Annotated in this window: 26 protein-coding genes and 1 pseudogene; 13 read left to right on the top strand and 14 right to left on the bottom strand. The window is 61.5% G+C overall.

Annotation, left to right across the window (positions count from 1 at the left end; all coding sequences use genetic code 11):
- Window positions 1-33: 33 nt before the first annotated feature.
- Complete coding sequence (locus AB4M76_RS09735; RefSeq protein ID WP_368441632.1) at window positions 34-1428, bottom strand: hypothetical protein; 1395 nt, start codon at window positions 1426-1428, stop codon at window positions 34-36.
- Between the two features lie 810 nt (window positions 1429-2238).
- Here AB4M76_RS09735 and chrA point away from each other — a divergent pair.
- The 6 genes from chrA (at window position 2239) to AB4M76_RS09705 (ending at window position 6164) form a co-directional block, all read left to right on the top strand.
- The gene (gene chrA / locus AB4M76_RS09730) at window positions 2239-3489 is read left to right on the top strand and encodes a chromate efflux transporter (protein WP_368441631.1); all 1251 of its coding nucleotides are present in this window, start codon (window positions 2239-2241) and stop codon (window positions 3487-3489) included.
- Window positions 3490-3560: 71 nt separating this feature from the next.
- Entirely contained in the window at window positions 3561-4040 is a 480-nt protein-coding gene (locus AB4M76_RS09725) for an SspB family protein (protein ID WP_368441629.1), read from the top strand.
- Between the two features lie 92 nt (window positions 4041-4132).
- Window positions 4133-5524: a class II fumarate hydratase gene (fumC, locus tag AB4M76_RS09720; RefSeq protein WP_368441628.1), complete on the top strand. Its 1392-nt coding sequence runs from the start codon at window positions 4133-4135 to the stop codon at window positions 5522-5524.
- A complete protein-coding gene (locus AB4M76_RS09715) occupies window positions 5521-5697 on the top strand; it encodes a DUF4169 family protein (protein ID WP_368441626.1) in 177 nt (58 codons plus the stop codon). Before fumC ends, AB4M76_RS09715 begins: the two co-directional genes overlap by 4 nt.
- Complete coding sequence (locus AB4M76_RS09710; RefSeq protein ID WP_368441625.1) at window positions 5694-5921, top strand: ribbon-helix-helix domain-containing protein; 228 nt, start codon at window positions 5694-5696, stop codon at window positions 5919-5921. Before AB4M76_RS09715 ends, AB4M76_RS09710 begins: the two co-directional genes overlap by 4 nt.
- A 15-nt stretch (window positions 5922-5936) precedes the next feature.
- A complete protein-coding gene (locus AB4M76_RS09705) occupies window positions 5937-6164 on the top strand; it encodes an N-(5'-phosphoribosyl)anthranilate isomerase (RefSeq protein WP_174858446.1) in 228 nt (75 codons plus the stop codon).
- 48 nt (window positions 6165-6212) lie between these two features.
- Here the strand turns inward: AB4M76_RS09705 and AB4M76_RS09700 are convergent, their stop codons facing one another.
- From AB4M76_RS09700 to AB4M76_RS09685, 4 genes and pseudogenes are all read right to left on the bottom strand, one after another.
- Window positions 6213-7106 (bottom strand): fructose bisphosphate aldolase, encoded by an 894-nt coding sequence (locus tag AB4M76_RS09700; protein ID WP_368441624.1) that lies wholly within the window; start codon window positions 7104-7106, stop codon window positions 6213-6215.
- Window positions 7107-7175: 69 nt separating this feature from the next.
- Window positions 7176-8527, bottom strand: a pseudogene (locus AB4M76_RS09695) (cytochrome P450).
- On the bottom strand, window positions 8524-9759 hold the full coding sequence (locus AB4M76_RS09690) for a hypothetical protein (protein ID WP_368441623.1): 1236 nt from the start codon (window positions 9757-9759) through the stop codon (window positions 8524-8526). The pseudogene AB4M76_RS09695 and the gene AB4M76_RS09690 overlap by 4 nt, the downstream one beginning before the upstream one ends.
- A gap of 60 nt (window positions 9760-9819) precedes the next feature.
- A complete protein-coding gene (locus tag AB4M76_RS09685) occupies window positions 9820-10572 on the bottom strand; it encodes a cytochrome c biogenesis CcdA family protein (protein WP_368441622.1) in 753 nt (250 codons plus the stop codon).
- Window positions 10573-10663: 91 nt separating this feature from the next.
- Here AB4M76_RS09685 and AB4M76_RS09680 point away from each other — a divergent pair, with 91 nt between their 5' ends.
- Entirely contained in the window at window positions 10664-10891 is a 228-nt protein-coding gene (locus AB4M76_RS09680) for a sulfurtransferase TusA family protein (protein WP_368441621.1), read from the top strand.
- Window positions 10892-10986: 95 nt separating this feature from the next.
- Here AB4M76_RS09680 and AB4M76_RS09675 read toward each other — a convergent pair whose 3' ends face one another.
- Complete coding sequence (locus AB4M76_RS09675; RefSeq protein ID WP_368441620.1) at window positions 10987-14064, bottom strand: Rne/Rng family ribonuclease; 3078 nt, start codon at window positions 14062-14064, stop codon at window positions 10987-10989.
- Window positions 14065-14612: 548 nt separating this feature from the next.
- Between AB4M76_RS09675 and AB4M76_RS09670 the strand changes: the two genes are divergently transcribed.
- Window positions 14613-14903: a hypothetical protein gene (locus AB4M76_RS09670; RefSeq protein WP_368441619.1), complete on the top strand. Its 291-nt coding sequence runs from the start codon at window positions 14613-14615 to the stop codon at window positions 14901-14903.
- A gap of 21 nt (window positions 14904-14924) precedes the next feature.
- Here AB4M76_RS09670 and AB4M76_RS09665 read toward each other — a convergent pair whose 3' ends face one another.
- The 5 genes from AB4M76_RS09665 to purC are packed head-to-tail and all read right to left on the bottom strand — an operon-like array spanning window position 14925 to window position 19769.
- Window positions 14925-16259, bottom strand: coding sequence for a sigma-54-dependent transcriptional regulator (locus AB4M76_RS09665; RefSeq protein WP_368441617.1), 1335 nt, complete (start codon window positions 16257-16259; stop codon window positions 14925-14927).
- A 4-nt stretch (window positions 16260-16263) separates the two neighbouring features.
- The gene (locus AB4M76_RS09660) at window positions 16264-18024 is read right to left on the bottom strand and encodes an ATP-binding protein (protein ID WP_368441616.1); all 1761 of its coding nucleotides are present in this window, start codon (window positions 18022-18024) and stop codon (window positions 16264-16266) included.
- A gap of 36 nt (window positions 18025-18060) precedes the next feature.
- Window positions 18061-18729, bottom strand: coding sequence for a phosphoribosylformylglycinamidine synthase subunit PurQ (purQ, locus tag AB4M76_RS09655; RefSeq protein WP_368441615.1), 669 nt, complete (start codon window positions 18727-18729; stop codon window positions 18061-18063).
- The gene (gene purS / locus AB4M76_RS09650) at window positions 18729-18959 is read right to left on the bottom strand and encodes a phosphoribosylformylglycinamidine synthase subunit PurS (protein WP_368441614.1); all 231 of its coding nucleotides are present in this window, start codon (window positions 18957-18959) and stop codon (window positions 18729-18731) included. Before purS ends, purQ begins: the two co-directional genes overlap by 1 nt.
- Before the next feature lie 48 nt (window positions 18960-19007).
- Window positions 19008-19769, bottom strand: coding sequence for a phosphoribosylaminoimidazolesuccinocarboxamide synthase (gene purC / locus AB4M76_RS09645; RefSeq protein WP_368441613.1), 762 nt, complete (start codon window positions 19767-19769; stop codon window positions 19008-19010).
- A gap of 165 nt (window positions 19770-19934) precedes the next feature.
- Between purC and AB4M76_RS09640 the strand changes: the two genes are divergently transcribed.
- Both AB4M76_RS09640 and bmt read left to right on the top strand, forming a co-directional pair.
- Entirely contained in the window at window positions 19935-20252 is a 318-nt protein-coding gene (locus tag AB4M76_RS09640; protein WP_368441612.1) for a DUF1476 domain-containing protein, read from the top strand.
- A gap of 289 nt (window positions 20253-20541) precedes the next feature.
- Window positions 20542-21555 carry a betaine--homocysteine S-methyltransferase gene (gene bmt, locus AB4M76_RS09635; protein WP_368441611.1) on the top strand — a complete coding sequence of 338 codons (1014 nt, stop codon included), beginning with the start codon at window positions 20542-20544 and terminating at the stop codon, window positions 21553-21555.
- Between the two features lies 1 nt (window position 21556).
- On the opposite strand, the gene AB4M76_RS09630 is transcribed toward bmt, so the two are convergent.
- Window positions 21557-22633, bottom strand: a complete 1077-nt coding sequence (locus AB4M76_RS09630; protein WP_368441610.1) for a PA0069 family radical SAM protein — start codon at window positions 22631-22633, stop codon at window positions 21557-21559.
- 201 nt (window positions 22634-22834) lie between these two features.
- Between AB4M76_RS09630 and AB4M76_RS09625 the strand changes: the two genes are divergently transcribed.
- Window positions 22835-23536, top strand: coding sequence for a corrinoid protein (locus AB4M76_RS09625; RefSeq protein WP_368441609.1), 702 nt, complete (start codon window positions 22835-22837; stop codon window positions 23534-23536).
- 77 nt (window positions 23537-23613) lie between these two features.
- Window positions 23614-24258, top strand: coding sequence for a DUF1638 domain-containing protein (locus tag AB4M76_RS09620; protein ID WP_368441608.1), 645 nt, complete (start codon window positions 23614-23616; stop codon window positions 24256-24258).
- A 4-nt stretch (window positions 24259-24262) separates the two neighbouring features.
- Here AB4M76_RS09620 and AB4M76_RS09615 read toward each other — a convergent pair whose 3' ends face one another.
- On the bottom strand, window positions 24263-24673 hold the full coding sequence (locus tag AB4M76_RS09615) for a SufE family protein (RefSeq protein ID WP_368441607.1): 411 nt from the start codon (window positions 24671-24673) through the stop codon (window positions 24263-24265).
- Between the two features lie 125 nt (window positions 24674-24798).
- Between AB4M76_RS09615 and AB4M76_RS09610 the strand changes: the two genes are divergently transcribed.
- On the top strand, window positions 24799-25314 hold the full coding sequence (locus tag AB4M76_RS09610; protein WP_368441606.1) for a hypothetical protein: 516 nt from the start codon (window positions 24799-24801) through the stop codon (window positions 25312-25314).
- Window positions 25315-25371: 57 nt separating this feature from the next.
- On the opposite strand, the gene rnd is transcribed toward AB4M76_RS09610, so the two are convergent.
- Window positions 25372-26529, bottom strand: a complete 1158-nt coding sequence (gene rnd, locus AB4M76_RS09605) for a ribonuclease D (protein ID WP_368441605.1) — start codon at window positions 26527-26529, stop codon at window positions 25372-25374.
- Between the last annotated feature and the right edge of the window lie 68 nt (window positions 26530-26597).

The raw sequence follows: 26597 nt of genomic DNA, 5'->3' as shown, positions 1-26597 counted from the left end.
ATGCATTCAGCTTAGTGCAATACTAACTGAGGGTTATACGGCGCATTCATCTCCCTCATTGCCTTCATTTCCCTCGTCGCCTTCATCGCCTTCATTGCCTTCATCGCATTCGTCGCCTTCGTTACCCTCATTCCCTTCGTTGCCTTCATTTCCTTCGTTGCCTTCGTTGCCTTCGTTGCCTTCGTTGCCTTCGTTGCCTTCGTTGCCTTCATTTCCTTCGTTGCCTTCGTTGCCTTCGTTGCCTTCGTTGTGTTCGTTGCCTTCGTTGCCTTCGTTACCTTCGTTGCCTTCGTTGCCTTCGTTGCCTTCGTTGCCTTCATTTCCTTCGTTGTGTTCGTTGCCTTCGTTGCCTTCGTTGCCTTCGTTGCCTTCGTTGTGTTCGTTGCCTTCGTTGCCTTCGTTACCTTCGTTGCCTTCGTTGCCTTCGTTGCCTTCGTTGCCTTCGTTGCCTTCGTTGCCTTCGTTGCCTTCGTTGCCTTCGTTGCCTTCGTTGCCTTCGTTGCCTTCGTTGCCTTCGTTGCCTTCGTTGCCTTCGTTACCCTCGTTGCCTTCGTTGCCTTCGTTGCCTTCGTTGCCTTCGTTGCCTTCGTTGCCTTCGTTGCCTTCGTTGCCTTCGTTGCCTTCGTTGCCTTCGTTGCCTTCGTTACCCTCGTTGCCTTCGTTGCCTTCGTTGCCTTCGTTGCCTTCGTTGCCTTCGTTGCCTTCGTTGCCTTCGTTGCCTTCGTTGCCTTCGTTGCCTTCGTTGCCTTCGTTGCCTTCGTTGCCTTCGTTGCCCTCGTTGCCCTCGTTGCCTTCGTTGCCTTCGTTGCCTTCGTTGCCTTCGTTGCCTTCGTTGCCTTCGTTGCCTTCGTTGCCTTCGTTGCCTTCGTTACCCTCGTTGCCTTCGTTGCCTTCGTTGCCTTCGTTGCCTTCGTTGCCTTCGTTGCCTTCGTTGCCTTCGTTGCCCTCGTTGCCTTCGTTGCCTTCGTTGCCTTCGTTGCCTTCGTTGCCTTCGTTGCCTTCGTTGCCTTCGTTGCCTTCGTTCTCTTCGTTGCCTTCGTTACCCTCGTCGCCTTCGTCGCCTTCGTCGCATTCGTCGCCTTCGTTACCTTCGTTGCCCTCGTTGCCTTCGTTACCTTCGTTGCCTTCGTTGCCTTCGTTACCTTCGTTGCCTTCGTTGCCCTCGTTGCCCTCGTTGCCTTCGTTGCCCTCGTTGCCCTCGTTGCCCTCGTTGCCCTCGTTGCCTTCGTTACCTTCGTTGCCCTCGTTGCCCTCGTTGCCTTCGTTGCCTTCGTTGCCTTCGTTACCCTCGTTGCCTTCGTTGCCACCGCCAACTACTTTGTAAGCATTGATAAAGCTGATAGGCGCGAACAGAGCGTCTTGCTCCATTGCCTCGGCGATCATTGTGTCGAGTGTCGCTGCGATATCTGTATTGAACATGCTTTCCATGGTACTATCTCCGGAGATTAATTGATGAAGAGCACAGCATACGGCCGTTGCTCAGGATTTAGGTTTTCAGGAAAAATTCGGAGCGAACTCGATGCGGTTGCAAAAGCAAAAACCGGCAATTAAGAACGGACTAGCCGAACCTTATAGCAATCTATAATACTTGCTGGATACGCAGCCATGTGATGGGGCCTGCGCTGAATCAGATTTGGCATTTACATGCGCATAAAGATGCGGCAGCACTTATCCGATTCCATCTTTATATAAGCGCAGGTTTTCTTTTTTGTCAATTGTGGGGGCCGATCAGCGCGCTTTTCGTCAGGCTTTTGGCGGTTTATTATTTTATCTTTGCCTCAATTAACCTGCTGATAATATGCATGGATTGCGCGGGCGTCTTGGGCCGCAAATTAACTGCATTATTCGCGATGGCTCCTGATCCTGTTCCGGCGCAATCGGCAGCGGGCACGGAAAGAATGAACGGAAACCGAGGTTTCAGATGGGATGGCATCGCAGGAAATTGGCGCCGAAACGGGCGGGTCCATTCTGTTCCATATCTTGCCGTCCCGGCGTGGGAATTAACCAAGCTTCATTTGCGGCTTATCCACAGGTCAGTGGCTTTGCGATTGCCCCCCGGGGGTTTTGGCCCGAGGATCGCCGCCAGAAGCGAACGCGAAGGATGCCCATGTCTGCCCTGATAGAATTCCCCCCTGCACCCCGTCGGTGCAGGATCGCCCCTGCGGCACCTGCTGATGCGCCCGTGCGCCCCCACCCGGGCCCTTGCAATACCCATCGCGGGCCGGCGGAGCGGCCACTGTGATCCCCCCCTCATGGCCGGAAATGACCCGCGTCTTTGGCCGCATTGGCCTGATGTCCTTCGGTGGGCCCGCGGCACAGATCGCGGTCATGCACCGCGAGTTGGTCGAGCACCGCCCCTGGCTGACGGAGCAAACCTATCTGCGCGCCCTATCGCTTTGCATGCTGCTCCCCGGCCCCGAGGCGATGCAGCTTGCAACCTATGCCGGCTGGCGCCTGCGCGGGGTGGCTGGGGGGCTGCTTGGCGGGTTGCTCTTTGTCGTGCCGGGGGCGCTATTCATCGCGGTTCTGGCCCTGCTCTATGCCTGGTATGGACAGCTCCCCTTGGTTCAGACCGCCTTTCTCGGGATCAAGGCGGCGGTGATTGTCGTGGTCTTTCAGGCGCTTCTCAAGGTCTCCTCCAAGGCGTTACAGGGAGGGCTCGGTTGGACGCTCGCCCTTGCCTCCTTCATTGCGCTTTTCGTTCTCGGCCTGCCCTTCCCGCTGATCATCCTCACCGCCGGCGCAATCGGCATGGCGGCAGGCCTGCCCGGCTCCGCCGAGCCTGACAGCCCCCCGCCCCCCGCCGGCGCGCATAGTCTGCGCACGGTCTTGATCTGGGGCACGCTATGGGCCGCCCCGCTTCTTGCTGTGGCGCTGTTGGGCCATGATTTTCTGCTCGATCTGGGGCTGTTCTTTTCCAAGCTCGCTGTCGTCACCTTTGGCGGTGCCTATGCGGTGCTGGCCTATATGACGCAGACCGTGGTGCAGGATTTCGGCTGGATCGACACCGACCAGATGATCGACGCGCTTGGGCTGGCCGAAACGACGCCGGGGCCGCTGATCCTCGTGACGCAATTCGTCGCCACGCTGGCAGGTTTTGCCGAAACAGGGCCAACGGGGGCGATTGCGGCGGGGCTGCTGGCGCTTTGGGTCACTTTCACCCCCTGTTTCCTCTGGATCTTCCTCGCCGGCCCCTACCTCGAAGCGCTCTCGGCCCAGCCGCGCATCTCTGGCGCGCTGCGCGCCATTACTGCGGCTGTCGTCGGCGTTATCGCGAACCTCTCGGTCTGGTTTGCCCTGCATGTGCTCTTTGATCGGGTGGACGACAGCGCCATTCTGTCGCTGCCTGCCCCGGACCTGGCGAGCTACAATCTGACCGCCGCCATCCTGACCGTAGTCGCCGCGTTACTCATGCTGAAGCTGAGATTGGGTTTCGTAACGACCATGGCATTTTTGGCGCTGCTTGCCCTTGTCTTGGGCGCAATTTAGCGCCGCGCCCCCTTTTACTCCGCCGTGAATGTTCTATGCTGTTCTAGCCTTACCCCCGGACGGAGAGAAGAATGAGCCGCAGCATCGATTACGGCAACCTGATGCACGAAGCTATGCGGGGCCTGATCCGCAAGGTCTTGCAGGATGTGTCTGACAACGGGCTGCCGGGGAATCATCACTTCTTTATCACCTTCGACACCTCGCATCCGGACGCTGAACTGGCTGATTGGCTGTCTGACCGTTACCCGGGCGAAATGACGGTGGTGATGCAGCATTGGTATGACGGGCTTGAAGTCTCCGATGAGGGCTTTGCCATCACGCTGAACTTCGGGGACGCGCCCGAGCCGCTTTATATTCCTTATGACGCGATCCGTACCTTCGTGGACCCTTCGGTCGAGTTTGGCCTGCGCTTTGAGCAGCAGGAGAGCGAGGAAGACGCCGAAGAGGACGCGGACGCGCCGCTCGATCAGACCGAGCAAGAGGATCTGGAAGTGGCCGAAGAGCCTGCCAAGGACGCCGAGATCGTCTCGCTCGACTCCTTTCGCAAGTAACCACACCGCCGTTAGCGCCAACCCTGCATTGCGCAGCGGTCGCGGCGCGGGTACACCGCTGGGCAATAGTTAAGTCACAGCAGGAGCCGCAAATGGCCGATACCCGCACCGAAACCGACAGCTTTGGCCCGCTTGAGGTCCCATCCGACAAATACTGGGGCGCGCAGACGCAGCGGTCGATCATGAACTTCCCGATCGGCTGGGAAAAGCAGCCCATCGCCATTGTGCGGGCGCTTGGTGTGATCAAGAAAGCCTGTGCGCAGGCGAATGTGGCCCAGGGCTCGCTGGACGAGGAACGCGGCAAGGCCATCATTCAGGCTGCTGGCGAGGTCTTTGAGGGCAAGTTCGACGACAACTTCCCGCTCGTCGTCTGGCAGACCGGTTCCGGCACCCAGTCGAACATGAACGCCAATGAGGTCATCGCCAACCGCGCGATTGAGCTGATGGGCGGCACCATCGGCTCGAAAGACCCGGTGCACCCCAATGACCATTGCAACATGGGCCAGTCCTCAAACGACACTTTCCCCACCGCCATGCATATCGCCACTGCGATGACCGCGCGTGACGTGTTGCTGCCGGGGCTGGAAAAGCTGCACAGCGCGCTGCAAAAGAAGGTCGAGGAGTTCGACGGGATCATCAAGATCGGCCGCACCCATACGCAGGACGCGACGCCGCTGACGCTGTCTCAGGAGTTTTCTGGCTACACCCATCAGGTCGCCATGAGCATCGCCCGTGTGCGGGACGCGCTTGGCCGCATCTATGAGCTGGCCCAAGGCGGCACCGCCGTGGGCACGGGCCTGAACACCAAACAGGGCTGGGCCGAGACCGTGGCGCATAACATGGCAGAGATCACCGGCCTGCCCTTCGTCACCGCGCCGAATAAATTCGAAGCCCTCGCCGCCCATGACGCGATGGTCGAGATCTCTGGCGCGCTGAAGACCGTGTCGGCCTCGCTGTTCAAGATCGCCAATGACATCCGCCTGCTGGGCTCCGGCCCGCGCTGCGGTCTGGGCGAGCTGATCCTGCCCGAGAATGAGCCGGGCTCCTCGATCATGCCGGGCAAGGTGAACCCGACCCAATGTGAGGCGCTGACGCAGGTCTGTATCCACGTCATGGGCAACGACGCCGCCGTCGGTTTCGCCGGGTCCCAGGGCCATTTCGAGCTCAACGTCTATAAGCCGATGATGGCCTATAACGTTCTGCAATCCATGCAGCTTTTGGGCGACGCGGCCTCGGCCTTCACCGACAATCTGGTGGATGACCTCAAGGCCGATGCGGACCGGATCGAAAAGCTGATGCGCGAGTCGCTGATGCTGGTCACGGCCCTGGCGCCCGAGATCGGCTATGACAACGCCACCAAGGTCGCCAAGACCGCGCATAAGAACGGCACCACGCTGAAGGAAGAGGCGATTGCCCTTGGCTTTGTCGATGCCGAAACTTTCGAGCGTGTGGTGCGCCCTGAAAACATGATCGGCCCGAAATGAGCCAGCCCATCAACCTGAACAAGGCGAGAAAGGCACGCGGCCTTGCCGCGCGCCGGGTTCAGGCGGATGAGAATGCGCTGCGCTTTGGGCGCAGCAAGGCCGAGAAAGAGTCGGCGCGAAAAAGCGCCGCCCAGACCAAGGCGTCGCTCGACGCGCATAAACGCGAGACATGAGCGCGCGGCCCCGCAAACATTCGGTGACCCTTCGGGGCCACCGCACCTCAATCTCTCTCGAAGATGAGTTCTGGGATGAGTTCCGCGCCATTGCCGCCGCGCGGGGCATGCCGATCAATGCGCTGGTGGCGGAAATCGACGCCGAGCGCGGGCTTGATCTCGGTCTTGCCAGTGCCATCCGGCTCTTTGTGCTGCGCGCCTTAAAGGAACGTTTACCAAGTTGAGCCTAGGCTGCGGGCATGACCTATGCTTCGCCCCTATGCCCCGCGATCTGGCTAAACGACATCTTTTCGTCCCGCGCGGCGATCAAAGGACAGGTCATTCGACGCAAGGCGCGGGATATCGAAAGGTTCGTCGGCCGCAGCGCTTTCGAGGCTGAGCTCAAGCGCCGCGGCTATCAAGCGGTGGAAAACGCCGGACAGGTCATCATCTTTTGCAATCGAGAACCCATCCGGCGGATCGCATAGCCGTTTTCTTTAAAAGAAAACGGCCTCGGAATTTTCAAAAAATTCCGCTCAAGCGACCGAGGCTTGGTAAATCTTGCTGATATTCTGACCGAGCGCTTCGTTAAACTCCTGGTCAGACATCTTAACATTCAGCCCTTCGGTCAAGGCCCGCGAAAAGCTGGCGATCATCTTCGGGTTCTTGCTCAAAAGCTCACAGGCTTCAGCCGTCGAATAGCCGCCCGAAAGCGCCACCACGCGCAGCACATTGTCGTGATCGGCCAGCCCGTCATAAAGCCCTGCCTTGCTCGGCAGGGTCAGCTTCAGCATCACCATCTCGCCTTCGGGCAGCGCATCAAGGTTCTTTTGCAACTCGGCCAGCAGAATATCCTCGGCCTCCGCCTTGCTCTCGGAACGAATGTTCACCTCAGGCTCGATGATCGGCACCAGACCCGCGGCACAGACCTGACGGGCAAGCTCAAACTGCTGGGCCACCACGGCGGCGATGCCGTTCTCATTGGCCTCGTGAATGACCGAGCGTTCCTTGGTGCCAAAGATCCCGTGCTTCACCGCGCGTGCCAGCAGATCGTCGATCTCCATGATCGGCTTCAGCATCTGAACGCCGTTGCTGGTCTCTTCGAGACCCTTGTCGATCTTGAGGAAAGGCACGACACCCCGGTCTTCCCAGAGCAGCTGCGCCACCGGTTTGCCGTTGATCGTATCGTCCATGGTCCGCTCAAAAAGGATCGCGCCGATCACCTTGTCCGAGGTGAAGTCATCCGCCAGAATGATCCGTGCGCGCATGTCATGCACGGCTTTGAACATCTCTTCGTCACCGTTGTAATCGCCCGGCTCCACACCATAAAGGCTCAGCGCCTTGGGGGTGGATCCGCCCGATTGGTCAAGCGCCGCAATAAACCCTTTGCCGCTGCCCATCTGCTCAAGTTGCGCCTTATCGTAGCCCATGTGATCCACATCCTGTGTTTGATTCCGTTTCCAGCGTTTCTAATTCAAAGCCACAGACGATGATAGGAGCTAGCGCTTTGATAGCGCTAACCAAATGCCCTTATCTGACCGGACCGTCAGATGCGCCACCGGCACCGGCACCCGGTCTGGCTGTGCCGTCACTTGAAAGTCCCGCAGGATGCGCGAGAGGATCAGCGGCCCTTCCACCATGGCAAAACCCGCCCCAGTGCAAACCCGCGGCCCGGCAGAGAACGGGATATAGGCGTCGCGCTGACATGTCTTGCCATTCTCGCTCTGCCAGCGGGTCGGATCGAAACCATCGGGATTGTCCCAGAGCCGTTCATGTCGATGCAAATGCCAGGGGCTCAGCACCAACTGCGCCCCCGTTTTCACCGCGCGGTCGCGGAAGCTCTCTGGGCATCTGGTCTCGCGCACCATCATCGGGACGGGCGGGTAGAGCCGCAGCGCCTCGCGAAAGACATCGCGGCTAAGCTTGAGCTTCGACATCACCGCAAAATCGCAGCGGTCCAAGGTCTGCGCTTCGGCGCTGAGCCGTTCCTGCCACTCCGGATGCGTCGCCATCAGATAAAGCGCCCAGGCCAGGGCCGAGGCGCTGGTCTCATGGCCCGCGAGGAAGAAGATCGCCACCTGATCCACCATTTCCTCAGTGTCAAAAGTCTCCCCGGTGACCGGATCGACCTGGGTCATGATCTTGGTGGCCAGATCATCGGGCGCCTGCCCCGCCTTGATCTGCGCCATCCGGTCTCGGGTCAGCGCGGTGATCAAGGACCGGATGCGCGCCGCGCTTGCGCGGGTATCCCTGCGGAACAGACGCGGCATCCAGCGCGGCAGGGGCAGAAACGCCCCGAGGTTCAGGATCGGCTGGCTGCGCTGGTAGTTGCGGAATTCATCGAAAACCGCGCGGGCGACCTCATGCTCGATGGGCAATGAGAACAGGGTGCGAAAGATCACATCCGCAGCGGCGTGACTGGTTTCCGCTTCAATCTCAACGGTTTTGCCGACCTGCCCTTCGAGCCGCCGCGCCATTGCCTCGGCGGCCTCCCACATCGCGGGAAGGTCTCGCGCAGGCGGCCGCCCTCAAAGGCGGGGTCGATAATGCGGCGTTGCCGCTGCCAGGCCGCCCCGTTGGTCAGGAAAACGGAATTGCCCAGCAGCGGGCGCAGACCTTCGCTGATGCGGTCCGATTTGGGGAAATCGCCGGGCCGCTCTTTCAGCACCGTTTTGACCAAATCCGGCTGGTTCATCAGATAGCTGCGAAAGAAGGGCGTCTTGAACTCCGCCATCCAGGCCCGATAGAGCCGCGCCGGCTGCGCAGAAAGAATGTCCTGGCGAAACAGCTTTGCATAGCGCCAGAGCGACACGCGGTCCGGCCGTGCCGGGGGTTTGGGCGGCTGGCTCATGCGGCGACAGAGGTGAATTTGCTGATTGCATGGTCAATGCGGGATTTGGACGCCGGACGCCCCGCATAGCGCGCCGCCAAAGTCCGTGGCCCCGCGGTGATCTGGAAATAGTCATAGTCGCGCGGCCGGTCAAAGGCGCAGAGATACTGGAAATGCAGCCGGAAAAACCGCCAGCGCAGCGCTTTCCAACGCGCCGGGCTCAGGGTCTGAGTGAAAGCCGCCGAGAACACCAGCGGCCAGCGTTTGCCCTGCGGCGCCACCCCCGAGACCGCGACCGGATCGCAAAGCGCAAAGGCGCAGCCATCGCCCGGCGCGGTCACATCGACCCAGGCCAGTTCATCCCGCGCGGACAGATAGGCCAGATCGGCCCGCAAGCGATGGGCTTTGGGCAGGAAAGACAGCATCGGCACCACCTGCCCCAACGTCAAAAACCCCAAGGCCGGCCCGTTTTGGGGCACCCTGCCCGCGCGGATCAAATCTGCGAGCACCGACACCCCCAGATGCGCGCCCGAGGAATGGCCGACCACCAGCACCTCATCCAGATCCTCTGCCAGCGCCTCGGCAATATCATCGGCAAAGCGCGCCATCCGGGCCTCCAGCTCCGGCGTGTTCGCGCCGCGGGTGCGGGCTGCATAGGCGTAGTCATGCATCAGGTAATAGGCAAAGAGCTTGCCATCCTTCTTTTTGAACCAGCGCAACAGCCCCACCGCCAACGCCGCCCCGGCGAAAGCGAAAAGCACCTGTGCCGCCCAGTGCTCGCTCAGCAGCCCATGAAGCCGGTACACAACCGCACAGACGGCCAGCGCCAGCAGCGCCTGCATGAGCAACATCCCCACCGGGTAGAGCGCCGCAATCACCGGCCCCTTGCGCAGCCGCATCAGCCGCCAAAGCGCGCCGGAGCCGATATAGACCCATGCGGTGTACAGCAGTTGCCAATAGGTCGCGGGGATCGAACTGCGCATGCTTTGGCGCACGATATCTGACCACAGCAGCACATCGACCTGAGCGGTGACCGCCTGCCCGTCGATCTGCGCCCGGACGTTCCAGCCGTAGTTGCCCTTGCCCGCTTTCGGCTTCAAGGCGATCTCATAGCCCGAAATCTTTCCCTGCGCCGCGGCCTCCTTACGGTAGAGCTCGCGGTAGCGGCGCGGGTGAATAGGGTCATAGCCCGGAATATAGAACACCCGCCGCCTTTTGACCGCAGATGTCCGGCCGATCTGCCCTGTATTCATGCGCTTGCCCCAATTATCCTCGGGCACAGTCTAGCCGCAATTCAGGGCAAGATTAAGGCTTCATCCCACGAGGGAAAGCACCGGGAAGGTCTCAAGCAGCCAGAAGGAGAAGCTGGTAAAGGCCCCCGTCAACAGCGCCAGCCCGACGAGGACCAAGAGCCCGCCCATGATCCGCTCAATCAGCTTCATATGGGGTTTGATCCGGTTCATCACGGTCATCGCGCGGGTGATGAACAAGGCGGCCAGCAGGAAAGGAATGCCCAGCCCCGCGGCGTAAATCCCCAAGAGCAGGGTCCCGCGCGAGACCGAGGCTTCGCTGGCAGCCAGGGACAGGATGGCGCCCAGTTGCGGGCCAATGCAGGGGGTCCAGCCAAAGGCGAAAGCCAGCCCCAGCACATAGGCCCCAAAACTTGACCCGCCCTTGTCACCCGCGTCCAGCCGCGCTTCCTGATCAAGGAAGGGGATGCGGAAGAGACCGAGGAAATGCAGGCCAAAGATGATGATCACCACGCCGGAGATCTTGGCGAAAAGCACCTGATTCTGCAGAAAGAACATCCCGAAGGCCGAGGCGGTGAAGCCAAGCAAGACAAAGACCGTGCTAAGCCCCAGCACAAAGAACAAGGCCGCCACCACCGCCCGGCGCCGCGCCGCGCGCTGGCTCGACATATCATTGATCGAGACCCCTCCCATATAGGCCAGATAGGGCGGCACGATGGGCAACACGCAGGGCGACAGGAAGCTGAAGATCCCCGCGATCAAGGCGATGGTCATGGCCGGCAGAAGCCCGGCATCGAGAAGGCTAATATCAAACATAGCCTGTTCCTAGCTTGCCCGCGCGGCGGCGTCACCTGTCATATTGTCACAAGGTCGTGGACCTCCTGAAACAGTTGGATTAACTGAACCTATGAAGATTGAGAAACTTGACGCCACAGGGCTGCTCTGCCCCCTGCCCGTGTTGAAAGCACGCAAGAGATTGGCGGCGCTGGCGCCGGGCGATCAGTTGCACCTGCGCGCCGATGATCCTGCCGCCGTGGTCGATGTTCCGCATTTCTGCGCCGAGGCGGGCCATGTTCTGACGGACAGTCGAGCTGAGGCCGGCGCCGAACTCTACATCATTACCAAAGGCGGCTAGGCGCATCCTTTAGCGCCATCTCTGCAACGCGCCGGGCGGGCCAAAAGAAAACGGCGGGCTGCATAGCCCGCCGTTTGTCTTTCATGAGATCCCGTTTAGCCGCCCAGCGACCACCAGCCCCGGCGTTTGGGCTTGGGTTTCTCGGCAGGCTGCTGGTCCACCTGCTCGGCGGCCTGTTCCGGCACCGGCACGGCGGCGGGCTCCGGCGTGGCATCTGCTGCCGCGGCGTCTTCTGCCTCCGTCGCCGTTGTCGGCTCGGGCTTTGGCTCTTCGGTCGCGGGCGTTGCTGCCGGCTCGGCCTGTGGCTCTTCGGCTGCGGTCGCCGTTGCCGGCTCGGCCTTCGGCTCTTCAGCGGCGGGCGTTGCTGCCGGCTCCGGGGTTTCAACCTGCGGCGCGTCGCTCACCGTCTCTTGCGTCTCCTCCACAGCCGGCTCGACCGGCTTCGCCTTGACACGGCTGCGGCGTTTCGGCTTGGGCTTTGCTTCCTCTGCCGGGGCGGACTCGGGGGCGGTGGGTTCCTCCGCCGGCGCATCGGCGGCGGGTTTCTTGGCCCGGCTGGTCCGGCTGCGCTTTGCTTTCGGCTTGGGCTTTTCCTCCGCGGCCACTTCGGCGCTGGCCTGAGGGTCTTCCCCCTGCGCCGCAGCAATCGCTTCCGGCGCGGGTTCAGCCTCGGGGGCCACATCCGCCTTGGGCTTGCGCGAGCGGCTGCGGCTTTTGGGCTTGGGCTTCTCCTCGGCGTCGGGCGTCGCTTCCACCGTGGCCTCCCCCTCGGTCTGAGGGGCTTCCGCCGCTACCGGCTGGTTCTTCTCAGCTTGATCCGCCGGTGCTGCCTCCTGCTGCTGACCGTTGTTCTGGTCTTCTGCGCCATTCTGCTGGTCACCATTGCCATTGCGGCCGCGACCCCCGCGGCTGCGACGCCGACGGCGGCGGCGCTTGGATTTCCCTTCGCCCTCGCCCTCTTCACCGTTGCCATTGCCGTTCTGGGACGCGCTGGCGTCCTGAGCGGCGGGGGCTTCTGCGCTTTCGGCTTCCGCCGCGTTTTCATCTTCGTCGATCTGATCCATCAGCGAGGTATCGACCGAGACGACATGATCCGACGCAGGCGGCACGACGCGGGTGGCGGTCTTGAATTTCTCGATGTTAAAATCGGGGCTGACCAAGGAGGGATCGCCCTCAATCCGCACCGACAGACCATAGCGCATTTCGATATGCGCGATATGTTCCCGCTTCTGGTTCATCAGGAAATTGGCGATGCCCACAGGGGCACGCACCAGCACTTCGCGCGAGCGGCGGCGGGTGCCCTCCTCTTCGATCTGGCGGATGATCGACAGCGCAAGATTGTCGTCCGACCGCACCAGACCGGTGCCGTGGCAAGCATGGCAGGGCTGGGTCGTCGCCTCGATCATGCCGGGGCGCAGACGCTGGCGCGACATTTCCATCAGGCCAAAGCCCGAGATGCGGCCCACCTGAATGCGCGCGCGGTCGGTCTTGAGCTTTTCTTTCATCATCTTTTCGACGGCGGCGTTGTTCTTGCGCTCATCCATGTCGATGAAGTCGATGACGATCAGCCCCGCAAGGTCGCGCAGACGCAGCTGTCGCGCCACTTCGGCGGCGGCTTCGAGGTTGGTCTTGGTCGCGGTCTGCTCGATCGAACCTTCCTTGGTGGCCCGGCCCGAGTTCACGTCGATCGCCACCAGCGCTTCGGTCACCCCAATCACGATATAGCCGCCCGAGGGCAGTTGCACCGTCGGGTTGAACATGCCCGAGAGGTAGCTTTCCACCTGATAGCGGGCGAAAAGCGGCAGGGTTTCATTGTAGAGCTTCACGTTCTTGGCATGGGACGGCATGATCATCTTCATGAAGTCCTTGGCGATACGGTAGCCACGCTCGCCCTCGACGTGAATCTCGTCGATCTCGCGGTTGTAAAGGTCGCGGATCGAGCGTTTGATCAGGTCGCCTTCCTCGTAGATTTTGGCCGGCGCGATGGATTTCAACGTCAGCTCGCGGATCTGCTCCCAGAGGCGTTGGAGATATTCATAGTCGCGCTTGATCTCGGCCTTGGTGCGTTTGGCACCGGCGGTGCGCACGATCAGGCCCGCACCTTTCGGCACCTCGATCTCGGTGGCGATTTCCTTCAGCTTCTTCCGGTCGGCGGCATTGGTGATCTTGCGGCTGATGCCACCGCCCCGCGCGGTATTGGGCATGAGCACGCAGTAGCGGCCCGCGAGGCTGAGGTAGGTGGTCAGCGCGGCCCCCTTGTTGCCGCGCTCTTCCTTGACGACCTGCACCAGAAGGATCTGGCGGACCTTGATCACCTCCTGGATTTTATAGCGGCGCGGGCGTGGTTTGCGCAGGGGGCGAATGTCTTCGCTGTCGTCTTCGTCCGCGACGGATTCGATGGAATCATCCTTCGCCGCGGCATCACTGCCCGCGGTGTCGCTATCCGTGTCGTCGCCATTGGTGTCGTCGCCATTGGCGCTGTCACCCTTGGCGTCGTCACCATCGGTGTCGTCACCCTTTGCACCAGCGCCCTTGGTCGCCTCCGCAGCGTTCTCGCCGCCCTTCGGCGCCTCGGCATCGCTCTCTTCGGCCTTGGGCTCCGCAGCGGCGCTGGCCTCGGATGTATCCGCCTCATCGCCATCGGCCTCGGGCTCTTCCACCGGTGTCTCCGCGACCCGCTCCATGGGCGAACTGCCCTCTTCGCTGTCGAGGTCAACCGTTTCCATCCCGGCGATCTGGTCGCTGCTGTCTTCCGCGATCTCGGCGATGGCCACCGCGTCATCGCTCTTGGTCTCGGCGGCCTGGGTCTTGGAGCGGCTGCGCGAGCGGGAACGGGTGCGTTTGGGCTTCTCGTCCTCTTCATCCTTGGCGGCCTGCGCTTCGGCATAGGCGCGCTCTTCCTCCAGCAGCGCCTGACGGTCGGCCACGGGAATCTGATAGTAATCAGGGTGAATTTCCGAGAAAGCGAGGAAGCCATGGCGGTTGCCGCCATAGTCCACAAAGGCAGCCTGCAGCGACGGCTCGACCCGTGTCACCTTGGCGAGGTAGATATTGCCAGCTAGCTGGCGTTTGTTCTCAGATTCAAAATCGAACTCTTCGACTTTATTTCCATCCACGACCACGACGCGAGTTTCCTCGGCGTGGGTGGCATCGATAAGCATTTTCTTAGACATAGATCCATTATGCACAACACCCGCGCGCGGAAAGCCCCTGGCGGGGCATCGGGCTGAGAGTTGTGTCTTGTCAGGGCGATGGAGGACGCGGCTACAGCAGGGCCAGTTGCGGCCCCGGTCTGTCTGCTCTGAGCATCTGCGCGCGTCATCGCGGTTCTTCTCCGACGCAAGGCAGTCTGGCTGCTTGCATCCATTAAATGAGCTGCGCTTCGTCTGGGCTAACCCTCGCGAATATCAGCGGTTCTTCGGCCGTATCCGGCCCAATCGGTCTGCCTGCCCTTCGGGTCGAAGTGGCGCGGCAGCGAAACTGTCCAAGTTCCTACGCGCCTGTCGGGCAGCGCAGAACTTATCTGTCTAGTTAAGGGCTTTTAGGGGTGAAACACAATGGACAATCGAAAGCGCAACACTCAAATGCGCAATAGTTTGACCATGTTGACAAGGCGCCTGGCCTTAGAAACAGTCGTTCTGTCGCTGACCAGATGACCCGGCGGCAGATTAGATTTGCCTGACAAAGCGTCATGGCAGCCTGTTTTGAAGGACCCGAGCCCATGCCAATCTCTCCGCGCCCCGCGCTCCTTATCGCCCTTCTGGGGCTCGCCGCTTGCGATGAGATCGCGGTGGCGGATGACCCGGCGGCCCTGGCGGAGTTGCGCGGCCAGAAAAGCTGTGTGGCGGCGGTGGCCAAAACAAGCGGCATGTCTGGGGCGACCATCAACACCTCGCGTCCCGTGGTTGAACTTTACCGCCATATCGTCGATGTGCCGGGCGGCGGCAGCTGGGCCTGCATCACCGATGACAGCGGCAAAGCGATTGAGATCGTCGAGCAGCGCAGCGGTTAACCCCCGCGCTGCATTCGGCGGTCAGAGGTAATCCGACCGCTGCAAACCATATTTCGCCATCTTCTCGTTCAAGGTCCGGCGCGGCAGGCAAAGCTCATCCATCACGCTGGCGATAGAGCCTTTGTGGCGGCGCATGGTATTGTCGATCAGCATGCGTTCAAAGGCTTCGACATATTCTTTCAGCGGCTTGCCCTCGGTGGTCATCACCGGCTGCATCTCATCGTGATCGCTCATCAAAAGCGAGGCAATGGTGCCCGACCCGCGCCGCGATTGCAGCACGGCCCGTTCGGCCACATTGATCAACTGCCGTACGTTGCCGGGCCATGGCGCCTGCAGCAGCTGGGCCGCCTCCTGCGCCGAGACCTGCGGCGCTTCGCAGCCATATTCATCGGCAAACTGATCGCTAAGGCGGGTGAAGAGCGTCAGGATATCCTCGCCCCGCTGGCGCAGCGGCGGCACGGTGATCCGCAGCGCCGCGAGGCGGTAAAAGAGGTCTGAGCGCAGCGCATCTTCCGACGTGCGCCCGGCCTCTTGCAGGTTCGAGATCGCCACGATCCGGGTCTCTGCGGGGGTGCCTTGCTCGTTGATCGCACTGAGTAAACGCGCCTGAAGCTGTTCGGAGAGCGCCTCGATATCCTCAAGCACCAGCGTCCCGCCCCGGGCTTCCTCAATCGCCGGCAGCTGGGCATCCTCGGGCTGCATCGGGCCAAAGAGCCGTTTGGCCAACGCGTCCTCTTCCAAGGCGCCACAGGACACCAGCACGAATTTCTTACCCGCCCGGCTGCCCACGGCATGCAGCGCATGGGCCACCAGCGTCTTGCCGGTGCCGGTCTCACCGTCGATCAGCACATGGCCGTCGGCCTGGCCCAGATCCAGAATATCTTCGCGCAGCCGTTCCATCACCGGCGACTGGCCGATGAGCTTTTTCATCAGCTGCCCGCCGTCCGACAATTCGCGGCGCAGGGCGCGGTTGTCCATCACCAGACGGCGCGCGTTGGTGGCCTTCTTGGCCAGCTCGCTCATCCGGTCGGGGTTGAAGGGTTTTTCGAGGAAATCAAACGCCCCGACCCGCATCGCCTCTACCGCCATCGGCACATCGCCATGGCCGGTGATCATGATGACCGGCAGGGCCGAGTCGCTGCCCATCAGCTTTTTCAGAAACTGCATCCCGTCCATGCCCGGCATCTTGATGTCGGAAATGACGATGCCGGGGTAATCCGGCCCCAGGGTCTTCAGCGCATCTTCGGCGCTGCCAAAGGTCTCCGTGTCATAGCCCGACAGGGCGAGCCATTGGCTGATGGACTGCCGCATGTCCTGTTCGTCATCCACAATCGCGATTTTCATTGCCTGAGCCATGCGTTCACTCCGCCGCTTCGATCTTCGTTTCATCTGCCAATATAGGCAGTTGCATTTCAAATACAGCACCACCGTTCTGGCCGTTGCGCGCTGTCAGCCGTCCGCCGAGGTCGTTCACGATCCCCGAAGAAATGGCAAGACCCAGCCCGACACCGTCGCCGGGCTGTTTGGTCGTGTAGAAAGGTTCGAACAGCGCATCCAAATCCTCGATCCCCGGGCCATTGTCGCGCACGGTCAATGTCGCCGTCTCCCCCGCTGATAGTATAATGTCCACCTGCGGGTTTCGTTCCGATTTTGTCGCATCTAACGCATTTCGCAGAAGATTCACCAAGACCTGCTCGATCCGCATCCGGTCCCCCATGACCATCACAGGCGTGTCGGGCAGGATCCGGCTGATCTCAACCTGACGCTGGCGCAGCTGCGGTTCCATCATCGACAGGGCAGAGGCCAGCGCCGCGCCCATATCGACCGGGGAAAAGGCCTGCTGCCCCTTCCGGGCATAGGATTTCAGCTGCCGGGTGATCGCGCCCATCCGTTCGATCAGATCGTCGATCCGGCCAAAGGAAGACAGCGCCTCGTCCTGACGGTTGCGCTGCAACAGCAGGCGCGCCCCCGCCAGATAGGTCTTCATCGCGGCCAGCGGTTGGTTCAACTCATGGCTCACGGCCGCCGACATTTCCCCCAAGGCCGCGAGTTTCGAGGATTGCTCCAAGGTCTGTTCGGCCACCGCGAGGGTCTGCTGCACGCGTTTGCGCTCGGCAATCTCGCGCTGCAAGGCAAGGTTCAGCGCCCGCAGCTTGGCCGATTCCCTTTGGAAAATCGCCAGCCGCCCTGCCGTGCGCCGGCTGAGGAAATAGAATGCCAAGGCCAGGAGGATGGCAAAGCCCATGACCTCCAAAGCCAAGACACCATTCACTTTTTCGCGCACCGAGGCATAGGTGGTATAACTGCTCATCCGCCAGCCGCGGAACGGGATCCGGCTTTCGAGCCGCATCACTGCCTCGCCCTGTAGATAGGCGTCGGGCGGCAAGGCGGTCCAGTCGGTGGTGGCTTGAATGGCCCGCTCAATGGCGCTTTGGGGTGTGCGGTTGGACAGGGCTTCGGGCTCGGTCAGGCCGCGCCAGCGTGGCTCCGTCGCGAGGATGATCTCCCCGGTGCTGTCCATGACGATGACGGCGTCGGAAATCCCCGCCCAAGCCCGCTCGAACTTCTGCAGATCCACCTCGACGGCGATCACCCCAAGGGTCGTGCCGCCCGATTGAATCCGCCGGGAATAAAGAAAGCGGTAGCCCCCCTGCTCGCGTTCGATCGTGGTAAAGATCGTCGCGTTGGAGCGGATCGCATCCACGAAATAGGCTTCGGATTTATGCGCCGAGCCCAGCTTGTTGCGGTCCGTCGCCGCCACCGTGCGCCCGTCGATATCGTAAAGCATCAAAGAGGCGGCGCCGATCTCCTCCACAAAGGAGATCAGCCGCTGGGTCGACAGCGAATAATCCGCCGATTGCAGCGCGCCGATCAATGTGGGGTCGCGGGCAAGAAGTTGCGGCACGATGGCGTTCTGGCGCAATTCGGCCAGCAGGTTGCCGCTGTAGAGCGCGATGCGCAGTTCGGCGCGGTTGCGGGTGCTCTCGGTAAACCGGTCGGTCAGCAGCTTGTTGGTGATCGAGATCGTCACCACCGCCAAGACCATCAACAGCCCAATGGCAATCCGCACCCGCCAGGACACGGCCATGGTATTGCGAAGGGTTCGGGAGGCATCGGTCATCGGGTCAATCTAGGCCCTAAGGCCGATGCACTCAAGTCACACGGTTTCGAGCGCGCCGGTCAATGTGCGGAAGAGCGCCGCCCCATCCGTGCCGCCATGGGCCTGATCCGCCGCCCGCTCCGGGTGCGGCATCATGCCCAGCACGCGGCGGTTCTCTGACAGGATACCGGCAATATCGTCCTGCGCGCCATTGGGGTTCTCGGCATAGCTGAAGGCCACGAGGTCTTCGCCGCGCAGCCGCGCGATGGTCTCGGCATCGGCAAAATAATTGCCATCGTGGTGGGCAATCGGAATGTCGATCACCTGACCCGCCGCATAGCCGCTGGTATAATCGCTGGCCGTGGTCTCCACCTTCAGCCCGACGGTCTTGCAGATATACTTCAGCCCCGCGTTGCGCAGCAGCGCCCCCGGCAGCAGGCCGGTTTCGGTCAGGACCTGAAAGCCGTTGCAGATCCCCAGCACATAGCCGCCGCGCTCTGCATGGGCCGCCACGCTGCGACAGATCGGAGATTTCGCCGCGATGGCCCCGCAGCGCAGGTAATCGCCGTAGGAGAAGCCGCCCGGCACGCCGACGATGTCCACGCCCTGCGGCAGCTCACTGTCCTTGTGCCAGACCATCGACACTTTGGCGCCCGCTGCCTCAAAGGCGACGGCAAGGTCGCGGTCGCAATTGGACCCCGGAAAGACGACTACCGCTGCATGCATCAGCCCAGCTCCACCGTATAGGATTCGATCACCGTATTGGCCAAGAGCTTTTCGCACATCGCGGCCACATCGGCTTCAGAGGTGCCCTCGGCGAGGTCCAACTCGATCACCTTGCCCTGACGCACACCGTTCACCCCGTCAAAGCCCAAGGCTCCGAGCGCGTGGCGGACGGCTTCGCCCTGAGGGTCCAGCACCCCGTTCTTCAGCATCACATGCACCCGTGCTTTCATGGCGCGACACCCCTTTGTAACATCTGCAAATTGAACGGCGAAGCCGCGTTAGTTGATCAGCGTCGGCTTGGACACCGGCGCGTTGTTCTTGGGCATGACGCCCAGACGTTTGGCCACTTCGGTATAGGCATCGGTGAGCGAGCCCAGATCGCGGCGGAACACGTCCTTGTCGAGCTTCTGGCCGGTCTCGATGTCCCACAGGCGGCAGCTGTCGGGGCTGATCTCATCCGCCACGATCAGACGCTGGAAATCACCGTCATAAACGCGGCCAATCTCGATCTTGAAATCCACCAGCTTGATGCCGACGGCCATCATCACGCCCGACATGAAGTCATTGACCCGCAGCGCGAGGCTCAGGATATCGTCCATGTCCTGCTGGCTGGCCCAGCCAAAGGCGGCAATATGCTCTTCGGTGACCAGCGGATCGCCAAGTGCGTCGTCCTTGTAGGAATACTCAACAATCGGGCGCGGCAGCTGCGTGCCCTCTTCGATGCCGAGGCGCTTGGACATGGAACCGGCGGCATAGTTGCGCACGATCACTTCCAGCGGAATGATCTCGACCTGACGGACCAGTTGTTCGCGCATGTTCAGCCGTTTGATGAAATGCGTCGGCACGCCGATGTTGTTCAGCCCGGTCATAAAGAACTCGGACAGGCGGTTGTTCAACACGCCCTTGCCTTCGATCGTGGCTTTCTTCTCGGCGTTAAAGGCCGTTGCGTCGTCTTTGAAATATTGAACGATCGTACCGGGCTCGGGACCTTCATAGAGGATCTTTGCCTTGCCTTCGTAGATCTTGTTGCGCCGGGCCATGGGCATCCTTTCCAACAGGGGGCCGGGAACATCCCCGCCGCTTGCGCTTCTCTTAGTGCAACCACTCTGATGCTGCAAGCAGGGCGCATGCCTTTCGGCCCGCTCTTGTGCGAAGGTCAGCGCAGACGCATATTGAAGGGATCACAACAATCGCTGGAGCGTCCCATGAGTAGCTTTGATGACCGCCTGAACGCCTTTGAGAGCAAATTCGCCCATGACGCGGATATGCAGTTCCGCGCAGAGGCGCGGCGCAACAAATTGCTGGGTCTTTGGGCGGCGGAGCTTTTGGGGAAATCCGGCAGCGATGCAGAGGATTACGCCAAAGAGGTCGTGCGCTCGGACTTTGAAGAGGCGGGTGACGAAGATGTGTTCCGCAAGGTCTCGGGCGATCTCGGCGACAAGGCGGATGAGGCGACCATTCGCGCCAAGATGAAGGCCCTGTCGGCCGAAGCCAAAGCGCAGCTGATGCGCGAGATGGACTAACGTTAGAGCGCGACAGGCCGCGCGAACTTCGATAAATCGCACATAGAAACCCCGCCTTTCCCGCGTCGAAAGGCGGGGTTTTTGCCTTTACCCGCGCGAGGCTTAACCGTTTGGACGGGCCCCTTCCTCTAATCTTGTCGGACATAGCTGAGGGTAAGACTGGAACGGCCGAATGTAATCATCCCGCCCCTTCGGCGGTGCCTCATAATGAAGATGAATATAATGAGGTTGCCCCCATATTAGCATCATGACATCAGGCGAATCCAACTGACCCCCTAAGGAGCCTCCTATGAGCAACGCATTCACCGATCTTCTGGCAGAGAAAGGTACGTTGCTCGCCGACGGTGCGACAGGCACAAACCTGTTCAATATGGGGCTGATGTCGGGCGATGCGCCTGAACTGTGGAACACGGATGAGCCGCAAAAGATCACAAAGCTCTACCGTTTCGCCGTGGACTCCGGCAGCGATCTGTTCCTGACCAATTCTTTCGGCGCCAATGCCGCACGGCTCAAGCTGCATGATGCACAAGCCCGCGTGCATGAGCTGAGCCGCGTCTCTGCCGAGCTGGCGCGGGAAGTGGCGGATACCGCCGGGCGCAAGGTGCTGGTCGCAGGCTCCGTTGGCCCCACGGGCGAGATCATGGAGCCGGTCGGCACCCTCACCCATGCGCTCGCGGTCGAGATGTTCCACGAGACCGCCGATGGCCTCAAGGCCGGAGGGGCGGATATTGGCTGGCTTGAAACCATCTCGGCGCCCGAAGAATACCGCGCGGCGGCCGAAGGCTTTGCGCTGGCGGGGCTCGACTGGTGCGGCACGATGAGTTTCGACACCGCCGGGCGCACCATGATGGGGCTGACCTCGGAAGGCATGGTCGATCTGGTGCATGGGCTGGACAACCCGCCGCTGGCCTATGGCGCCAACTGCGGCACCGGCGCGTCGGACCTGCTGCGCACGGTGCTCGGTTTTGCCTCCAAGAATGGCACGCTGCCGATCATCTCCAAGGGCAATGCCGGCATTCCGAAATATGTCGAAGGTCACATCCATTATGACGGCACGCCCGAGTTGATGGCACGCTATGCCACCATGGCCCGCGATGCCGGGGCCAGCATCATCGGCGGCTGCTGCGGCACCCTGCCCGAGCACCTTGTCGCCATGCGCGCCGCGCTCGACAGCACCGAGAAAGGCCCGGCCCCGACCCTGGAGCAGATCGCCGAAGAGATCGGCCCCTTCTCCTCTGAAAGCGATGGCACCGATGGCAATGCCCCGACCCGGGGCCCGCGGCGCGGGCGGCGCCGGGGCTAAGTCAGAACAGGCTTAGCTGATCCGTCTCAACTTCAGGCGGGCGGAAAAGATCACAGCGCAGCGGCACCCCGCTGCGCGCCAACCCCAGACGTTTCACCGCCAGATCAAAGCGTTGCGCCACCATCTGCGCATAGGGCCCTTCGCCCCGCATCCGGCGGTGCCAGGCCGCGTCATATTCCTTGCCCCCATGCATATCACGCAGCCGCGCCATGATCCGCTCGGCCCGGTCGGGATAATGCGTGGCCAGCCAGTCCTGCACCAAGGGCGAGACCTCGCGCGGCAGGCGCAGCATGATCCAACTGGCATGACGCGCCCCGGCATCACGACCGGCGGTCAGGATCGCTTCCAATTCCGGATCGGTCAGCGCGGGGATCATCGGCGAGGCCATGATCCGCAGCGGGATGCCCGCCTCTGCCAAACGCCGGATCATTTGCAAGCGCCGCTGCGGCGCGGGGGCACGGGGCTCCATCAAACGGCTCAACCGCGCGTCCAACGTGGTGACGGAAACCCCCACCGCCGCCAAGCCGCGCGCGGCCATATCGCCCAGAATGTCGATGTCACGCTCGATCAGGCTGCCCTTGGTGACAATGGCGACCGGGTGATTGGCCTTGGACAGAACCTCAAGGCAACGGCGCATGATCTCATGGGTCTTTTCGATCGGTTGATAGGGATCGGTATTGGTGCCAATGGCGATGGGCGCCACCGCATAGCGTTTCGACCGCAACTCCCGCGCCAAAACCTCGGGCGCATCGGGGCGTGCGATCAGACGCGTTTCAAAGTCCAGACCCGGCGAAAGACCCAGATAGGCATGGCTGGGCCGGGCGAAACAATAGACGCAGCCATGTTCACAGCCCCGGTAGGGGTTGATCGACCGGTCGAACGGCAGATCGGGCGAGCGGTTATAGGTGATCACCCGGCGCGGCACCTCGATGCTGGTCTGCGTGCGCAGCACCGGCAACACGTCCTCGCGCGCCCAACCATCGTCTTCGGCGACGCGGCGATGCCGCTCAAACCGGCCCGCATCATTGCTGCCCGCCGCCCGGCCCAAGACACGGAATCGCTGATCCTCTCTATCCATGAAAGAACGCTAGAACATTGCGCGAACACGCGCAAGTATCACTGCCCAAACCCTTGTCCTCACACCGCAAAATAAGGTAGTTTCAGCCAAACACGTCGCGCAAGGCGTGGACCATGTCGCAAACCGTGGTCCCGCCCCATCCGTTCCGTGAGACAAGGGCGCAAGTGCCGAGCACCTGCACGCCCAGCAGAAGGAAATACCATGTCAGAAGAAGACGATATCATCCTCTCCGAGTTGGACGACGAAGAGCTTGTTCAGCAAATGTTCGACGACCTTTATGACGGTCTGAAAGAAGAGATCCAGGAAGGTGTGAACATCCTCCTGGAGCGCGGTTGGGAACCCTATGACATTCTGACCAAAGCGCTGGTTGGCGGCATGACGATTGTCGGTGCCGACTTCCGCGACGGCATTCTGTTCGTGCCCGAAGTGCTGCTGGCCGCCAATGCGATGAAAGGCGGCATGGCGATCCTGAAACCGCTTTTGGTGGAAACCGGTGCGCCGCGTGTGGGCAAGATGGTGATCGGCACGGTGAAAGGCGACATTCACGACATCGGCAAGAACCTCGTCGGCATGATGATGGAAGGCGCCGGGTTTGAGGTGGTCGATCTGGGCATCAACAACTCGGTCGAAGCCTATCTTGAGGCGATGGAATCGGAAGGCCCGGATATCCTCGGCATGTCCGCCCTGCTGACCACGACGATGCCCTATATGAAAGTCGTGATCGACACGCTGGTCGAACAGGGCATCCGCGATGACTATATCGTGCTCGTGGGCGGCGCGCCGCTGAACGAGGAGTTTGGCAAGGCCATCGGCGCCGATGCCTATTGCCGCGACGCCGCCGTGGCGGTGGAAACGGCGAAAGAATGGATGGGGCGCAAGCACAACTCCGCCGTCACCGCCTGAGCCCGCGGCCCTATGTGACTGTCCCCCTGTGACTGTCCCCGCCGGGCGCGGCGGGGACCGGATGCAAAGGTAAGGCCATGTCTGAAAGCGTAACCCCAGACGACCGGACCCTCACGGATGAAGGGCTGGCCCCTACCCGCGCGGGTCGGATTTTGCTGATCGCCTGCGGGGCTTTGGCGCGGGAAATCCTAGATCTGAAGAAAGCCAATGGCTGGACCCATTTGGATCTGACCTGTCTGCCCGCGAAATATCACCTTTACCCCGAAAAAATCACCGAGGCGGTGCGCGACACCATCGCGAAACATCGCGGCGATTATGAGGACTTCTTTGTCGTCTATGCGGATTGCGGCACCGGCGGCGGGCTGGAACAGGCCTGCAAGGAGATGGGCGTGCAGATGGTCGCGGGGCCGCATTGCTACAGTTTTTTTCAGGGCAACGAGAGCTTTGCCAAAACCGCGGAAGATGAGATCACGACCTTCTATCTCACCGATTTTCTGGTGCGGCAGTTCGAGGCTTTTATCATCAAACCCATGGGGCTGGACCGGCACCCCGAACTGCGCGACATGTATTTTGGCAATTATGAAAAACTGGTCTATCAGGCGCAGACAGATGATCCCGCGCTGACCGAGAAAGCGCGCGACTGCGCGCGTCGTCTGGGGCTCGCGTTTGAGCGTCGCTTCACCGGCTATGGCGATCTGGAAAGGACGCTGAAGACGCTCTGACCGCTTAGGCTTCCTGGGCGGCGGTTTCCCGAATGCGTTCGATCATCGCCCGCAAGCCGTTGGACCGCTGCGCCGAAAGATGGTCGTTCAACCCCAGCCGCGCCAGTTCCGCCTTGGCATCGACCCTGCCGACCTCCGCCGGGGTCAAGCCGTTGAATAGCCTGCGCAAAACCGCGATCAGCCCGGACACGATCATCGCGTCGCTGGCGCCGTCGAAATGAAGCCTGCCGTCGTCGAACTGGGCATGAAGCCAGACCTGACTGGCACAGCCCTCGACCTTTGTCGCGGGCACGCGCAGGGCTTCGGGCAGCGGGTCCATCGCTTTGCCAAGGTCGATCACATGGCGATAGCGGTCTTCCCACTCGTCCAAAAACTCGAAATCCTCGACCAGTTCTTCAAAGGCGGGCGTGGCCATGGGGGCTCTCTCTTTGGTCAATTGCTCTGGCTGACAGGTAGGATGCCGATGCGCAAAGGTCCACCCCCTTCCCATGGCTGGCGTGATGGGGTAGCAAAAGACAACTCGAATTAACGGCGGTTCTTATGCGCAAGACATTTATGGCTCTTTCAGCTTCGACCCTGCTGCTCTCCGCCTGCGGTTTCAGCGACAGCCGGGCGAACCCGATGAACTGGTTTGGCCCGTCGCGAACGGTCGCCATGGACGCTGAAACGCGCAGCAACCCTTTGATTCCCCAGCGGCGCGGTCTCTTCGCCCAGCGGCGTGCCGAGGTCTCTACCTATGCGGGACGGCCCATTGAGCAGATCACCGATCTCACGGTCGAACCGGTGCCGGGGGGCGCGATTGTGCGGGCCACCGGGCTGGCGGCGCGGCAGGGCATTTATTCGGTCCAGCTGACGCCCGCGAATAGTGATGAGCTGCCGGTGAATGGCGTGCTGACCTACCGGCTTGAAGGGGTCCGCCCCGACAGGGCGACACGGCAGGGCAGCCAGCCCACGCGCGAGGTCATCGCAGGCCGCCGCCTGACCGATCAAGACCTGCGCGGCGTGCGTGAAATTCAGGTCGAAGGCCAGACCAACGCATTGGTCTCCCGCCGCTGAGCGCCTTCGCGCGGGCCGGCGTGCCGGCCGACAGTGGGCGGCCCCCGGCGTCCAAGGTCAGACCCGAACCGTTTTGACGTCATTGCCGTCCGCCGCGAGCGCAATCTTGCCCTCGCAAAGCAGCAGCGCATCGGCGCCAAAGACCTCATGCCGCCATCCGCGCAGCGCCTGCACATCGCGCAGCCCCGCCGACAGCAGATCGAGGTCTGCGGCCGAAGCGATCAGCTTGGCGGCAACTCCGGCGCTTTCGGTCTTGGATTTCAACAACACCCGCAACAGATCGGCCAGCGCAGGGTTCACCTGTAGCTTGTCGCGCCGCAGATCAGGCTGCGGCATGTCGGCGGGTTTGCAGGCCACCCCCGCGGCCACCGCTTTCAGGATGCCTTCGGCGATCTCCCCCTTGCGGGCATCGCGCAGCAAAAGCCGGGCGCGGTTAAGCTCTTCGCCATTCGTCGGCTTGAGGCTCGCCAGTTCAACCAGCGCGTCGTCCTTATAGACCCGGTTGCGGGGGATATTGCGGCTGCGGGCATAGTCTTCGCGAAAGGCCGCCAGCTCGCGCACGATGGCCAGAAACTTGGGCGAGTTTGTCCGCGTTTTGACCCGTTTCCACGCATCCTGCGGCTCGGTCACATAGGTCTCGGGGCTGAGCAGGTTTTCCAACTCTTCCGCCACCCACCGCGCACGGCCGGTTTTCTCCAGCTTGGCGGCAAGGAATTCGTAAATCTGGCGCAGATGCGTGACATCCGCCAGCGCATAGGTTTTCTGCGCCTCGGTCAGCGGACGGCGCGACCAATCGGTAAAGCGGGAGGTCTTGTCCAGCGATTGATGCGCGATCTTGCGCACCAGCGTTTCATAACCCACCTGCTCGCCAAAGCCGCAAACCATGGCGGCGACCTGCGTATCGAACAGCGGCTCGGGAAAGACTTTGGCATCGACATAGAAGATCTCAAGGTCTTGCCGCGCGGCATGAAAGACCTTGACCACCGAAGTATCACGGAACAGATCGTAAAGCGGCTCAAGCGAAATGCCCTCGGCCAGAGGGTCAACCAGCACCGCATTGCTGTCATCCGTGCCCGGCATGGCCAATTGCACGAGGCACAGTTTGGAATAATAGGTCCGTTCGCGTAGGAACTCGGTGTCGACGGTCACATAGTCATGGCGGGCCGCTGCTTCGCAAAATTGGGCGAGGTCGGCTGTGGTGGTGATTGTTTTCATAAACGCTCTTTGACAGGTTAATACGCCCGGTCATCGGGCTTTGCCCTCAGAGGTACATCACGGGCCGC

Origin of the sequence: Sulfitobacter sp. PS-8MA, from assembly GCF_040933935.1 — a bacterium.
GTDB lineage: Bacteria > Pseudomonadota > Alphaproteobacteria > Rhodobacterales > Rhodobacteraceae > Sulfitobacter.
Note: the sequence above shows the minus strand (reverse complement) of the source record. Positions and strands in the feature narration are given on the sequence as shown.